The 12,029-nt window shown below is 74.9% G+C and carries 15 protein-coding genes and 1 pseudogene; 5 read left to right on the top strand and 11 right to left on the bottom strand.

Annotated features, from left to right (window positions below):
- Positions 1 to 11: 11 nt before the first annotated feature.
- The gene (locus BJ976_RS11555; RefSeq protein WP_135030478.1) at positions 12 to 812 is read left to right on the top strand and encodes a GTP pyrophosphokinase; all 801 of its coding nucleotides are present in this window, start codon (positions 12 to 14) and stop codon (positions 810 to 812) included.
- 102 nt (positions 813 to 914) lie between these two features.
- Here the strand turns inward: BJ976_RS11555 and BJ976_RS11550 are convergent, their stop codons facing one another.
- The 4 genes and pseudogenes from BJ976_RS11550 to arsB all read right to left on the bottom strand — a co-directional run bounded on the left by BJ976_RS11550 (position 915) and on the right by arsB (position 3,310).
- Positions 915 to 1,340: an iron chaperone gene (locus tag BJ976_RS11550; protein ID WP_135030477.1), complete on the bottom strand. Its 426-nt coding sequence runs from the start codon at positions 1,338 to 1,340 to the stop codon at positions 915 to 917.
- A 75-nt stretch (positions 1,341 to 1,415) separates the two neighbouring features.
- Complete coding sequence (locus tag BJ976_RS12120; protein ID WP_229667450.1) at positions 1,416 to 1,808, bottom strand: arsenate reductase ArsC; 393 nt, start codon at positions 1,806 to 1,808, stop codon at positions 1,416 to 1,418.
- Between the two features lie 225 nt (positions 1,809 to 2,033).
- Positions 2,034 to 2,276: pseudogene (locus tag BJ976_RS12115) on the bottom strand (arsenate-mycothiol transferase ArsC); the annotation flags it as partial.
- Positions 2,273 to 3,310 (bottom strand): ACR3 family arsenite efflux transporter, encoded by a 1,038-nt coding sequence (gene arsB / locus BJ976_RS11540; protein ID WP_229667452.1) that lies wholly within the window; start codon positions 3,308 to 3,310, stop codon positions 2,273 to 2,275. The pseudogene BJ976_RS12115 and the gene arsB, both read right to left, overlap by 4 nt.
- Before the next feature lie 237 nt (positions 3,311 to 3,547).
- Between arsB and BJ976_RS11535 the strand changes: the two genes are divergently transcribed.
- Both BJ976_RS11535 and BJ976_RS11530 read left to right on the top strand, forming a co-directional pair.
- Positions 3,548 to 3,946 carry an ArsR/SmtB family transcription factor gene (locus BJ976_RS11535; RefSeq protein ID WP_135030474.1) on the top strand — a complete coding sequence of 133 codons (399 nt, stop codon included), beginning with the start codon at positions 3,548 to 3,550 and terminating at the stop codon, positions 3,944 to 3,946.
- A gap of 123 nt (positions 3,947 to 4,069) precedes the next feature.
- On the top strand, positions 4,070 to 4,780 hold the full coding sequence (locus BJ976_RS11530) for an arsenate-mycothiol transferase ArsC (protein WP_135030473.1): 711 nt from the start codon (positions 4,070 to 4,072) through the stop codon (positions 4,778 to 4,780).
- A gap of 4 nt (positions 4,781 to 4,784) precedes the next feature.
- On the opposite strand, the gene BJ976_RS11525 is transcribed toward BJ976_RS11530, so the two are convergent.
- The 3 genes from BJ976_RS11525 to BJ976_RS11515 form a co-directional block, all read right to left on the bottom strand.
- Complete coding sequence (locus tag BJ976_RS11525; protein WP_229667433.1) at positions 4,785 to 5,336, bottom strand: TIGR03086 family metal-binding protein; 552 nt, start codon at positions 5,334 to 5,336, stop codon at positions 4,785 to 4,787.
- Between the two features lie 136 nt (positions 5,337 to 5,472).
- Positions 5,473 to 6,726, bottom strand: coding sequence for a polysaccharide deacetylase family protein (locus tag BJ976_RS11520; RefSeq protein WP_135030471.1), 1,254 nt, complete (start codon positions 6,724 to 6,726; stop codon positions 5,473 to 5,475).
- Positions 6,727 to 6,858: 132 nt separating this feature from the next.
- On the bottom strand, positions 6,859 to 7,638 hold the full coding sequence (locus tag BJ976_RS11515) for a GNAT family N-acetyltransferase (RefSeq protein ID WP_135030470.1): 780 nt from the start codon (positions 7,636 to 7,638) through the stop codon (positions 6,859 to 6,861).
- 316 nt (positions 7,639 to 7,954) lie between these two features.
- Here BJ976_RS11515 and BJ976_RS11510 point away from each other — a divergent pair, with 316 nt between their 5' ends.
- A complete protein-coding gene (locus tag BJ976_RS11510; RefSeq protein WP_135030469.1) occupies positions 7,955 to 8,662 on the top strand; it encodes a M23 family metallopeptidase in 708 nt (235 codons plus the stop codon).
- A 9-nt stretch (positions 8,663 to 8,671) separates the two neighbouring features.
- Here the strand turns inward: BJ976_RS11510 and BJ976_RS11505 are convergent, their stop codons facing one another.
- Complete coding sequence (locus BJ976_RS11505; protein ID WP_135030468.1) at positions 8,672 to 9,412, bottom strand: sulfite exporter TauE/SafE family protein; 741 nt, start codon at positions 9,410 to 9,412, stop codon at positions 8,672 to 8,674.
- A 113-nt stretch (positions 9,413 to 9,525) separates the two neighbouring features.
- Here BJ976_RS11505 and BJ976_RS11500 point away from each other — a divergent pair, with 113 nt between their 5' ends.
- Entirely contained in the window at positions 9,526 to 10,002 is a 477-nt protein-coding gene (locus tag BJ976_RS11500) for a ribosomal maturation YjgA family protein (protein ID WP_167736948.1), read from the top strand.
- Here BJ976_RS11500 and BJ976_RS11495 read toward each other — a convergent pair.
- The 3 genes from BJ976_RS11495 to BJ976_RS11485 form a co-directional block, all read right to left on the bottom strand.
- Complete coding sequence (locus BJ976_RS11495) at positions 9,959 to 10,474, bottom strand: MarR family winged helix-turn-helix transcriptional regulator (protein WP_135030466.1); 516 nt, start codon at positions 10,472 to 10,474, stop codon at positions 9,959 to 9,961. The two genes, BJ976_RS11500 and BJ976_RS11495, sit on opposite strands and share 44 nt — an antisense overlap.
- Positions 10,475 to 10,540: 66 nt before the next feature.
- Positions 10,541 to 10,891, bottom strand: a complete 351-nt coding sequence (locus BJ976_RS11490) for a hypothetical protein (protein WP_135030465.1) — start codon at positions 10,889 to 10,891, stop codon at positions 10,541 to 10,543.
- 71 nt (positions 10,892 to 10,962) lie between these two features.
- Positions 10,963 to 11,991, bottom strand: a complete 1,029-nt coding sequence (locus tag BJ976_RS11485) for a hypothetical protein (protein WP_135030464.1) — start codon at positions 11,989 to 11,991, stop codon at positions 10,963 to 10,965.
- Between the last annotated feature and the right edge of the window lie 38 nt (positions 11,992 to 12,029).

The following is a 12,029-nucleotide window of genomic DNA, read 5'->3' as shown; positions in this document are numbered from 1 at the left end:
GGCTGGAGGGCATGCCTGGTGACGAGGGACACGCCGCGCCGGAGCCGGAGACCGGCCCCGGGACCCGCCGCGTGCCCGCCTCCACGGCGCTCGAGGCCCTGCAGGCCACCTCGTTGGCGGACCTGACCCGCCTGCCGCCCCCCGTGGCGGAGGCGCTCGAGACCCTGCGCGCGGACGTGGAGCGGTTCGACCTCGAGTACCGCTCGGCGCTGCTGCAGGTGGAGACCCGCCTGGAGACCCTGCAGGACGAGTTCGCCCATCTGCACGAGTACAACCCCATCGAGCACATCGCCACGCGCGTGAAGTCCCCCGAGTCCCTGCTGCGCAAGGCCTCCGAGCGCGGGCTGTCCCTGGACCTGGAGGCCCTGCGCCGGGGCGTCACGGACATCGCCGGCGCCCGCGTGATCGTCAGCTTCACGGAGGACGTCTACCGGGTGTTCCGCCTGTTCACGTCCCAGCCGGACATCCGCGTGCTCGAGGTGGAGGACTACATCCGCCGCCCCAAGCCCAGCGGCTACCGCAGTCTGCACTGCCTCGTGCAGGTGCCCGTGCACCTGTCCACAGGCACGCTGCCCGTGACGGTGGAGATGCAGTTCCGCACCATCGCCATGGACTTCTGGGCGTCGCTGGAGCACAAGATCAACTACAAGTTCGCGGGGGACGTCCCCCCGTCCATCACCACCGAGCTCGCTGCCGCGGCGCGCGTGGCCGCGGATCTGGACGGCCGCATGGAGCACCTGCACCACCAGGTGCACGACGTCGCCGACCCGCCGGAGCACGACGACGAGGAGGACTGGCACGGCCACGCCTGAGGCCGCCGTCCACACGTCCTCCACACCCCTGGCCCCCTCCTGCACAGGCTTGTCCACACGGTTGTCTACACCTGGGGACAACCACCTCCGGCCGTCCGGGTCTCAGCCGACCGCGCGTCGCACCAGGTCGGCGATCCGGGCGCGGACGTCGTCCGTCAGGGCGGCGACGGCGAAGGAGGTGGGCCACATGTCGCCGTCGTCCAGGGCGGCGGACTCGTTGAAGCCGAGCGTCGTGTACCGGACCCCGAACTTGCTGCTCACCTGCAGGAACACCACCACGTCCTTGCCGCGGGCGTAGGCGGGCATGCCGTACCAGGTCCGCGGCTCGAGGTCCGGGGCCACCTCGCCCACGATCTGGTGCAGGGCGACGGCGATCGCGCGGTCCTGCTCCGGCATCGCCTCGATCCTCTCGAGGAGGTCCTGCAGGGCCTCCGCCTTCTTCTTCCCGCCGCGCTGGGCGCGCAGCTCCTCGGCGCGCTCGGCCAAGGCGGCCTTCTCGGCCTCGCTGAAGCCGGCGGACTCGGACATGGGGGCCTCCTGGGGATTCGTGCGGGCCGGACGCCACGGGGCGTCCGGCCGGGTCACGGCCAGGCTAGCGCCCGCTCACGCGACGACGTCCACCCCCATGTCCGTCAGCAGTGCGGCCACGCGGGCCCGGATCTCGTCACGGATGGGGCGGACGGCGTCCACGCCCTGGCCGGCCGGGTCTGCGAGCGTCCAGTCCTCGTAGCGCTTGCCCGGGTAGAAGGGGCAGGCGTCGCCGCAGCCCATGGTGATCACGGCGTCGGAGGCCTGGACGGCCTCGGGGGTGAGGATCTTCGGGCGCTCGTCGGTCAGGTCGATGCCCTCCTCGAGCATGGCCTCGTGCACGGCCGGGTTGATGGTGTCCGCCGGAGCGGAGCCGGCCGAGCGCACCTCGACGGCGCCCCCGGACAGGTGGCGGGCGTACGCGGCGGCCATCTGGGAGCGGCCCGCGTTGTGGACGCACACGAACATGACGGAGGGGCGCCCGGCGCCGCCCTCGGCGGGTGCGGCGTCGGCCCCGTCGGCGTCGGTGAGCTCGGCCAGGAGCCCGCGGACGCGGCCGGCGAGGTCCTCGCGGATCAGGCGCATGCGCTCGGGGCCCTCGATGCCGCGCTCGGAGGGCTCGTCCGTGGCCCACACCTCCACGGGCGCGGCGCCGGTCCGCTCGAGCTGGGCCTCGATGCCCACGAGGACCACGCGGTCCACGGAGTCCAGCAGGGCCGGGTCGATCGGCTTGGGGTGCTCGCCCTCGAAGGTGGCGCCCACCTCCTCGACGGCGGCCCGGGAGCCCTCGTTGAGCGCGGAGCCGGGGCGCGTGCCCGCAGAGTGGACGGTGACGGCGTCGCCGGCGGCCTGGCGCATCAGCGCGGCGGCCATCTGGGACGTGCCGCCGTTCTTGACGCAGACGAACAGGACGGAGGGGCGGTCGGCGGCGGTCATCGGGCGGTCTCCTCACGGGTGCGGTCGGCGGGACGGGGGCCTGGGACGGGGGCGTCGGCGGCGTGGGGGAAGCGGCGGCGCAGCCAGAGGCTGACGTACACGAGGCCCACCAGCACGGGGACCTCGATCAGGGGCCCGACGACGCCGGCGAGGGCCTGGCCGGACGCGACGCCGAACGTCGCGATGGCCACCGCGATGGCCAGCTCGAAGTTGTTGCCGGCGGCGGTGAAGGCGAGGGTGGTGGTCCGCTCGTAGCCCATGCCGAGGCCGCGGCCGACGCCGTAGCCCAGGCCCCACATCACCGCGAAGTACACGAGCAGCGGCAGGGCGATCCGGGCCACGTCCCACGGGCGGGCGGCGATCTGCTCGCCCTGGAGCGCGAACAGCACCACGATCGTGAAGAGCAGGCCGTAGAGCGCCCACGGGCCGATCTTCGGCAGGAACGAGCCCTCGTAGGCGGGGCGGCCCCAGCGGCGCTCGCCGAGCACGCGCGTGAGGAAGCCGGCCAGCAGCGGGATGCCCAGGAAGATCAGCACGGAGCGGGCGATGTCCCACGGGGAGACGTCCAGGCCGGCCTGCGCCAGGCCCAGCCAGCCGGGCAGCACGGAGAGGTAGAACCAGCCGAGGGCCGCGAAGGCGATGACCTGGAAGATCGAGTTGAGGGCCACGAGGACGGCGGCCGCCTCCCGGTCGCCGCACGCGAGGTCGTTCCAGATGATGACCATGGCGATGCAGCGGGCGAGGCCCACGATGATCAGGCCCGTCCGGTACTCGGGCAGGTCCGCCAGGAAGATCCAGGCGAGCGCGAACATCAGCAGCGGGCCGAGGACCCAGTTGAGCACGAGCGAGGCCACGAGCAGGCGGCGGTCCCCCGTGACGGTGTCCAGGCGGTCGTAGCGGACCTTGGCCAGGACGGGGTACATCATCACCAGCAGGCCGAGGGCGATGGGCAGGGAGACGCCGTCCACCTCGACGGCGGCGAGGGCCTCGCCGAGGCCGGGCACCAGGCGGCCCAGGAGGAGGCCGGCCACCATGGCCAGGCCGATCCACAGGGGCAGCCAGCGGTCCAGGGTGGACAGGCGGGCGGCGACGGGGGCCTCCGCGCCGGCCGGTGGGGCCGCGGGAGCAGAGACGGGGGACTGGGGTGCGTGGCTCACGCGGACCTCTCCGGCCGAGGGGGCGTCACATCGACCGGCGTCGATGTGTGGGGATGGCACGATCCTGACAGTCACATTGAAGGCTGTCAATACGACGGTCTAGAGTGGTCTGCCATGACTCCCCTCCCGCGCGCCGCCGCCTCCCCGGACGTGGGCGTCGTCGCGCCCGGGGAAGGCCCCGCCGACGCCTGCTGCGCCCCCTCGGCCCCGACGCTGCTGCCGGCGAAGGCGGCAGCGGACCTGGCCGCGGTGTTCAAGGCGCTCTCCGATCCCACGCGCGTCCGGGTGCTCGCCCACGTGGCCGCCTCCCCCGAGGGCACCGTGTGCGCATGCCACCTGCCGGAGCCGCTCGGGATCAGCCAGCCGACCCTCTCCCATCACCTCAAGAAGCTCACCGAGGCCGGGCTGGTGACCCGGGAGCAGCGCGGCCGCTGGGCGCACTACACCGCGGTCCCCGCGGCCCTCGACGCCTCCCGCGCATTCCTGGCGTCCCCCGCGGCGCCGACCCGCTGACCCATCGACCCGGGACGGGACGCCCCCTCCGTCGTCGTGCCCCTCATCTGGGCGGCACCGGCCCAGAGGCGTACCGTGGAGTACGCCAGCAGACATCCCCACCGGCTCCCCAGGAAGTCCTCCATGACGACCGACGTGTCCCCGCGTGCGCCGCTCCCCGACGACGGGCGCCGCGCCGCCGAGACCCCGCCCGTCACCGGCCCCCTCCCCCGGATCGGCGAGCACGCGGGCATGCTCGCCCACGGGACCGCCGAGCTGCGGCGCATCTTCGGGCCGCTGCTGGGCGAGGACACCGTGGAGCGCGTGGCGGCGGAGTCCCACGCGGAGCTCTCCGCCATGGCTTCGGACCCGGCCCGCCGCGAGTCGATCGCGGTGCGGTTCGCGGCCGAACGGCTCGAGGCCCTGACCGGGGCACGGGGACTCGAGCCCCGCCCCGTCCCCCATGTGCTGTTCGTGTGCGTCCAGAACGCCGGTCGCTCCCAGCTGGCGGCCGCCCTGCTGGCCGCCCGAGCCGGGGACGCCCTGCGGATCAGCTGGGCCGGCTCCCGGCCGGCCGAGCGCATCCACGAGAACGTGGCCCCGGTGCTCTCGGACATCGGCGCGGACCCCGCGGACGCGTTCCCCAAGCCGCTCACGGGCGAGGTCCTCGCGGCGGCGGACTACGTCATCACGATGGGCTGCGGCGACGACTGCGCGGTGGCCCCGCACCAGGACGTCCGGGACTGGCCGGTCGGCGACCCGGCCGAGGCCGACTGGGAGCGGCTGCAGGAGATCGTCGCCGAGATCGAGGACCGGGTGGACGCGTTCTGGCGGGAGGTCTCCGGCGGGCGCTGACCGCTCAGGCGGAGCGGCCCAGGCGCGCGAGCACGCGCGCCTGGCGGTCGGCACCCTCCGGCGCCCGCAGGGGACCGGCGAGGATACCGGGCTGATAGGCCTGCTCGCCGAAGCTGTCCAGGGCGCGCTCGATCTTGTCCAGCTCGGCGTCGGTGAACCGGATGTCCTGGCCCTGCGAGCGGGCCAGGTCCCAACGATGCACCAGCAGGTCGAAGCCGTGGTAGTGCAGCAGCGCCTCGCCCACGGTCATCTCCCCGGTGGCGGTGCCCAACGGACGCATCACGAACGTGCGGTCACCGGCCAGGGCGCGGACCGCGGACGCATGCTTGACCCACTGGGTCCAGAGCTCGTTGCGGGAGCCGTCGAAGACGGGGATCTCCCGGCCCTGGCGGGCGGCGAAGTCCCGCTCGGAGGTGATGACGTGGTCCAGCAGGTCGCGGGCGTTCCAGCCCTTGCACGGAGTGGGGGCCTCCCAGTCGGTGACGGAGCGCACCAGCTGGGTGAAGGGCTCGGCGCAGGCCTTCCAGCGGCCTTCGATGGTGGTCTCGGCGGTCATGGAGGTCCTCCTGGTGATCCGGTGCGGGCCGGGCGGTCTGGCGCCGGGCCTGCCCATTGTCTCCGCCGCCGCGCGCCCGTGCCAATCGGGTCCGCCGTCGGTGGACGGCGGACCGCGGGACCGATCGGACCGGGCGTCAGCCGGACGGGGACGCCGACGGGGAGGGCGAGGTCCGCTTCCCCGGCGGGACGTAGCTCGGGCTGTGGATCGTCTCCGGCCGCGCGTCGTCCACCACGGAGGCGGAGTCGAGGAACTCGTCGAGGACGGGGCGGGAGCCGTCCAGGGCCGCGGCCAGGCTGATGCCGTCCACGTTGATGCGCGAGCCCCGGTAGTACCCGGGCTCCAGCTGGCCCCAGGCCTCGGCGGAGCCGTCCACCAGGAAGAACGAGCGGAAGCCGATCGAGCGCAGGTACTCGTACTTGGGGCCGGCATAGGTCTCGGTGCCCGCGATGTCCGCGCCGAACGGGTAGATCAGCATGTCCGTCTCCCCCAGGATCGGCTGGACGTCCGCGATCCACATCTCGCAGTCCTCCTTGAGGTCCGCGAGGTCCATGGCGCCCAAGGAGCGGTGGCTCCACGAGTGGGAGGCGAACTCCCAGCCGTCCGCCGCCATGGCCTCCTTGACCCGGCGGGCCGCGGCGATGTCCTCCTCCAGCGTGGGGCTGTCCGCGTACTGGGACGGGGAGGACCGGTAGCCGAGCACGCCGTTGTAACCGGTCAGGCCGAGGACGCCCTTGGCCCCGGTGAGCGTGAAGTCCGGGTGCGCGGCCACGAAGTCGTCGAGCACCGGGACCATGTCGTGCGCGCCGACCTCCGTGTTCCCCGCCGCGTCGGTGTACTCGGTACGCACGCGCCCGTCGTCGGCCACCACGAGGCGGGAGGCGAACCCGTCCCCCTCCATGTACTCGTAGTACGAGCAGTCGTCGAGGGACAGGATCAGCGGGGTGCGCCCCTCCGGGACCATCAGCTCACGGGGGCGCACCACGTCGTCCGCGCCCACCTCGTAGAGCTCGTGCGGGGACACCAGGACGTAGCCGTTGGTCCACAGCTGCGGCAGGATCCGATGGAACTCCTTGAGCGTGACCATGTAGTCGAGGTAGCCGTCCGCCTTCCCGTGGGCGTGGAACGCGCGGTCCGTGTCCACCACGAGGGAGTGGAAGAACAGGTGCGGCACGCGCGTGACGTCCGCCCAGGGCGTCGGCGGCCCGGCCGGGGGCGGGCCCACAGGGCTGGACGAGGACGGTGCGGGCGTGCCCGGGGTGCTCCCGGACGGGGCCGGGGACGGGGACGACGACGGCGCTCCCTCCTCGCCCGGCGCGCACGCGGCGAGCAGGGCGGTCAGGGACAGGGCGGACCCGCCGAAGAGCACGTGGCGGCGCGAGGGGGACACGGGATCACCTTCCTGCCGGCCCGGGTCGTGGCGGGGGCCGACCCTCCATGGTGTGCGGAGGCGGCCCGCCTCCGCCACGGCGGAGCGGTCACAGGTGCGTCACGATCGCGGCCCCCGGGGCGGAGCGGGGGCTCAGAGGGCGGCCAGGCGCACGTTGTCCTCCTCCGGGTTGCCGCCCACCATGAACCGGCGCCGGCCCACGGTGCGGAAGCCGACCTTCTCGTAGAACGCGTTGGCGCGGTGGTTGGCCACGGAGGTGCCGAGCCACGCGTGGGCCAGCCCGTGCTCGCGCATGGCCGCCATCCCCGCGGCCAGGAGCGCCGCCGCGGCGCCGGTGCCCCGCGCCTCGGGCAGCAGGTACAGCTTGGACAGGCAGCCCACGCGGACGTCCGCCCCGACGGCGGCCGTCACGTCCGGCTCCTCCTCCGGCGCCAGGTCCGCCATGACGTAGCCGAGCACGGTGCCGGCGTCGTCGTGCCCCTCGGGGCGGACCGCCACGTGCACCGCGTGGCGGCCGTCCGTGATCCAGCCGGCGATGACCTGCTGGTTGAGGTTCCGCGCGATGTGCTCGTCCTTGGCCTCCTGGGGCGTGGTGGGCGGGCAGGCGTCCGGGAAGGTCAGGGCGGCCACGCGCGCGACGGCGGGAACGTCCTCGAGCGTGGCCGGACGGATGCGGAAGGGCGCGGGGGTCTCGGAGTGCGCGGTCATGGGCACGACCGTAGCGAGACGCACCGCGCACGGCCGCGCCGCGTCCCGATGTGGCGGGATCGAGGGCGTCGGTCGGCCGCTGTAGTCGAACTCGGCCAGCAGGTTCTCCACCAGCACGGGGGCCCGCTTGCGGACCGCGGCGCCCGTCGTGGAGTTGGGGGTGCTGCCGGCGTCGCCGAGGGCGAACACGTCCGGGTACCGCACGTGACGCATCGTGTGCTCGTCCACCTCCACGCAGCCGGCGGGGTTCGCGGGGTCCGCCAGGGGCGTGGCCTTGAGCCGGTCGGGGGGGGGACTGCGGCGGGGCCACGTGCATCAGGACGTGGGAGAGGGCCTCGTCCTGGCCGGTGGCGTGGTGGCGGATGACGGCCTCGGCGGCGTCCGGGCGGACCTCCATGAGCTCGCTCTCGAACATGACCTCGATGCCGTAGTCCGCCGCCACGCTGATGCCGGCATTGCCGCCGCCGATGATGAGGATCCGGGGACGATCGGCGCCAGTGCCCCATGCCAGACTGGACGGATGACCCGCTCGACGCCCCGCGGCGCCTCCGCCGCGGCCGCCGTGCTCTCCGCCCTGGCCGCCATGGCCTTCCTGGTGCTCGTCGTCTCCCTGGTGCTCGCCTTCGGCCCGGGCTCCCGCCCCGAGGGCCGGACGCCCGACGGCGACGGCGAGTCCTCGGCGGCCGGATGGGAGCGCGGCCTGCTCCGCTCCCGGGCGCCCGAGCCCACCGCGGTGCCGCCGCTGTCCGCCCACGGCTACTCCGCGCCGTTCCTGGGGCCGGTGACGTCCTGCTTCGGCCCGCGCGCCAACCCCTTCGGCGAGGGCAGCGTGCCGCCCGGCGCCAGGGACGAGGACCGCCTGACGGACCACCGGGGGACCGACCTGGGCCGCGTGCCGGAGGGGACCCCGTTCCGCGCGGTCTCGGACGGCGTGGTCACGGGCGCGGACCTCGGCGGGGAGGCCGGCGGCAACGTGATCCTCGTGGACGAGCCCGGTGGGCGGCAGTGGCTCTACGCGCACGCGCGCACCGGCAGCGCCGTCGTCGAGGAGGGGCAGCGGGTCTCGGCCGGGGACGTGCTGGCGGAGGTCGGCGAGACAGGCACCGCCACGGCGCCCCATCTGCACCTGGAGCTGCGCGTGGACGGCGAGCCGCGGGACCCCGCGCCGTTCCTCGCCGCACGCGGCGTGGTCCTCGGCGACGGCTGGCGCGCCCCGCGCGGCTGCTGACCCGGGCCGTCAGAGGGCCAGCAGGCCCCGCACCAGCGCGACGGCGCCGCCCGTGCCCGCCAGCACCAGCGCCAGCCCGCGTGCCCGGCCGGCCGGCACCCGCCGGGCGATCAGCCCGCCCAGGAGGATCCCGGAGGGGACCCCTACGAGGACCGCCACCCCCACACCGACGGGCATGCCCGCATCCAGGCCCGCCGCGCCGAGCAGCGACTTGGTGGCCAGCGAGGTGACATTGGCCAGCAGGAAGATCGGCTGCAGCGTGGCGGCCCAGGACCGCTGGTCCCAGCGCGAGGCCACCGCGTAGACCGCGAGCGCCGGCCCGGCCACCCCTGCGGTGGTGTTCATGAACCCGGCCACGGCTCCGGAGGCGAGCGCCGCGCCGGGGCCGCGCACGGCCAGGCGCCGCTGGAGACCGAGGGAGGCGGCGATCGCCACGAGGATGGAGGCGCCCAGCACCACCTCCAGCCAGGCGACGTCGAGCACGCGCACGGCCCACGCCCCCGCGAGCGAGCCGGCCACTAGCAGCGGGGCCAGACGCAGGAAGCGGGCCCAGTCGACGTCGCGGCGGAGGACCAGGGTGAGCAGGACCGCGGACACCACCGCGGCGGCGTTGCTCAGGGACACCCCGGCGGCGGGGCCGAGCAGCAGGGTGAACGCGGGCGCGGCGATCATTCCCACACCCATGCCGCTCACCCGCTGGAGGGCGCCGCCGACCAGCGTGCAGAGCAGCACCACCGCGATCAGACCCATGCGCCCAGTGTCCCATCGCCCCGGCCCGCTCCTCCCCCGGGAGGAGGGAGGGCACGCGGGGATGGTCCCCGGGGTGGATGCGGCCGCGCGGGTCAGGCGGCAGGCTCGGTGCCATGCGCTCCCCTGCCTCCGGGCCCTCCCCCGCCTCGACGACGCCGACCACGACGTCGCTCGCCCGTCGCCGCCTCGGCCTCGCCCTCGCGGCGGTGGTCACGGTGGCCGCGGGGCTGGCGGTGCGCCTGGGGCTGCGCGGCGTGCCCGGGACGGCGTGGTGGACCGGCCCGGTCGGCGACGCCCTGTACGCCGTGCTGATCTACCTGCTGGCGGGGTTCTGCGCGCCGCGGGTGCGGACGGCCGCCCTGGCCGCTGCGGCGTTCGGGATCTGCGCGGCGATCGAGCTGTTCCAGCTCACGGGCATCCCCGCGGACCTGGGCCAGGCGTTCCCGCCCGCCCGGCTCGTGCTGGGCACGGGCTTCCTGTGGTCGGACCTGCTTCTGTACCTGGTGGGCGTGGGCGCCGCTGCGGCGGTGGACGCCGCGGTGCGCCTCAGCCCTCGAGGCAGCGGTCCTCGGGGTCGATCTGGGCCATGATCCGCCGGCCGATCGCGGTGAGCTGACGCAGCTGGGCCCGGGTGAGAGGGTCGACGACGGTGCGCCGCACCTCCGCCACGTGGCCGGGGGCGGCCGCCTCGACGGCGGCGCGGCCGTCGTCGGTGAGGACGGCCAGGGTGTAGCGCCCGTCCTCGGGGTCCGGGCGGCGCTGCACCCAGCCGCGCTTCTCGAGCCGGGTGACCACCTGGGACAGGCGCGGCAGGGAGCCGGAGGAGAGGTGGGCGAGCTCGCTCATGCGGCGTCGGCCGCCGTCGGCCTCGGAGAGGTTCGCGAGGACGGAGTACTCGAAGTGGGTCACCCCGGCCTCGCGGCGGAGCTGGGCGTCGAGGGTGGGCTCCAGCCGCAGGACCACGGACATCAGCGCCAGGAAGGCGCTGCGCTCCTCCTCGTCCAGCCAGGGGACGACGTCGGCGGGGGCGCGGTGCGAGGCAGCGGGGGCGGCGTCGGACATGGCGGACATCCTACGGCGTGCGGTTCACCTCTTAAGTCACCGGGGTCCGGGGGCGGGACGGCCGGCTCAGCCCGGACCGACGTCGACCGGGATGGACGGCAGGTGCTCCTGGAGGCAGAGGCCGTCGGGGGTCTCGCCGAAGACGAGGTCACCCGGCATGGGCTCCCCCACCCGGGGCACGCCCTCGCGCACCTCCACGTTGATGTGCCACCGCCCGTCGATCCGCTCGGGCTCCCCCGCGCCGGCCCCGCGCCAGTCGTCGGGCTCGCCGAAGTCCACGTCGACGCCGTCGCACACCGCAGGGGCCTCGCCCGCGGCCACGGCGTCGATCACCGAGCGGGCGGCCTCCTTCACGGCGTACCCCTCCTCGCCCCACAGCAGGCGCTCGCCGACCCCGCAGCCGGTCAGTGCGAGCATTCCGCCAGCCAGCACGACGGCGACGCCCGCCCACGTCCCACCTCTGTGACCCCGGACCGCGGCCCGCACGCTCACCGCTCCCCCGCGCGGTGGCGGCGGGTGGGCTCGCCCTCCCAGCGCTGCGTCGGCTCCTCCTCGGCGGGCAGAGGCCGCACCACGTCCGTCAGCCAGAGTGTCGCGTCCGGATCGAAGCCGGCCATCAGGCAGGCGCGCCCGCCGCCGTCGTCGGTGAGGGCGCCCGTGGAGGGGTCGTCCAACATCAGGGCGCGGGTGGCCGTGGACAGGTAGCCGGCCACGGTGAGGTGGAGCCCGTCCCAGTCGCGCGCCACGGACCGCCAGTCCGGCAGGAACCAGCGGCCCTGCCGGCCTGTGACGGCACCCCAGTCCGCGCGCCGGGACTCGGTGACCTCGAACGGATGCTCCCGGCACAGCGCCACCCAGTCCTCCGGTCCGCGGATCTCCAGGACCCGCCCGTGGCCGCGCACGGGGTAGGCGGAGACCTCCTCGGGAGCGTCGGAGTCCTCGATGAGGTCAAAGGCCTCCGGGATCTGCGCGCGGGTGAAGCGCATGGGGGGCTGAGTCCACCAGATCCCGCCCACCGGGCCCTCGCCCGCCTCTCGCCAGGCCCGGAACCGGCGCTCGTCGTCCTCGGCCTCCGTCAAGAACCGCTCGATGGGCTCCGCGGGCACCCCCTCGGGACGTCCGCCGACCGCCGGATGCTCCCACGGGTGCAGGCTCCACTGCCGCACCGGGCACGGCCGGGTCCACCACGCGGTGTCCGGGTGGGCGACCACGACCTCGGCCACCGGGCGCAACGCCTCCGCCACACCGTCCGCGGCGAGGAACGCCTCGTGCTCCCACGGCGCCTGCCAGTACATCGCGTCGTCCACGCTCGTCAGGAGCGCCGCGTGCAGGGTGGAGCGGGTGAGCGAGGCGGGGTCCCAGCGTCCGACGGCCGCGCGCATCGCCTCGGCCGCGTCCGCGGGCACGGGCCCGAACGGGGTCGGCGGCGGGTCGGGCAGCAGGGCGAAGCACAGGTCCCGCCCGCGGGGGCCGGTCAGCAGGGTGTCCACGGTCAGGGCGGGGACGTCGTCGCTCATGGCGCGAGCATAGGTGTGCACGGCTTCGGCGCACATAC

It is taken from the genome of Micrococcus flavus (assembly GCF_014204815.1).
Taxonomy (GTDB): Bacteria; Actinomycetota; Actinomycetes; order Actinomycetales; family Micrococcaceae; genus Micrococcus; species Micrococcus flavus.
This window is presented reverse-complemented; position numbering and strand designations above follow the sequence as displayed.

Bases quoted from the DNA above. Each gene is read 5' to 3' on its own strand.
- BJ976_RS11555 (WP_135030478.1), top strand. From the start codon at position 12: ATGCCTGGTGACGAGGGACACGCCGCGCCGGAGCCGGAGACCGGCCCC.
- BJ976_RS11530 (WP_135030473.1), top strand. From the start codon at position 4,070: ATGACGACCGACGTGTCCCCGCGTGCGCCGCTCCCCGACGACGGGCGC.
- BJ976_RS11525 (WP_229667433.1), bottom strand. From the start codon at position 5,336: ATGACCGCCGAGACCACCATCGAAGGCCGCTGGAAGGCCTGCGCCGAG.
- BJ976_RS11490 (WP_135030465.1), bottom strand. From the start codon at position 10,891: ATGCTCGCACTGACCGGCTGCGGGGTCGGCGAGCGCCTGCTGTGGGGC.
- BJ976_RS11485 (WP_135030464.1), bottom strand. From the start codon at position 11,991: ATGAGCGACGACGTCCCCGCCCTGACCGTGGACACCCTGCTGACCGGC.
- BJ976_RS11550 (WP_135030477.1), bottom strand. From the start codon at position 1,340: ATGTCCGAGTCCGCCGGCTTCAGCGAGGCCGAGAAGGCCGCCTTGGCC.
- BJ976_RS11510 (WP_135030469.1), top strand. From the start codon at position 7,955: ATGACCCGCTCGACGCCCCGCGGCGCCTCCGCCGCGGCCGCCGTGCTC.
- BJ976_RS11505 (WP_135030468.1), bottom strand. From the start codon at position 9,412: ATGGGTCTGATCGCGGTGGTGCTGCTCTGCACGCTGGTCGGCGGCGCC.
- BJ976_RS11500 (WP_167736948.1), top strand. From the start codon at position 9,526: ATGCGCTCCCCTGCCTCCGGGCCCTCCCCCGCCTCGACGACGCCGACC.
- BJ976_RS12120 (WP_229667450.1), bottom strand. From the start codon at position 1,808: ATGTTCGTGTGCGTCCACAACGCGGGCCGCTCCCAGATGGCCGCCGCG.
- BJ976_RS11495 (WP_135030466.1), bottom strand. From the start codon at position 10,474: ATGTCCGACGCCGCCCCCGCTGCCTCGCACCGCGCCCCCGCCGACGTC.
- arsB (WP_229667452.1), bottom strand. From the start codon at position 3,310: ATGGTGGCCGGCCTCCTCCTGGGCCGCCTGGTGCCCGGCCTCGGCGAG.
- BJ976_RS11535 (WP_135030474.1), top strand. From the start codon at position 3,548: ATGACTCCCCTCCCGCGCGCCGCCGCCTCCCCGGACGTGGGCGTCGTC.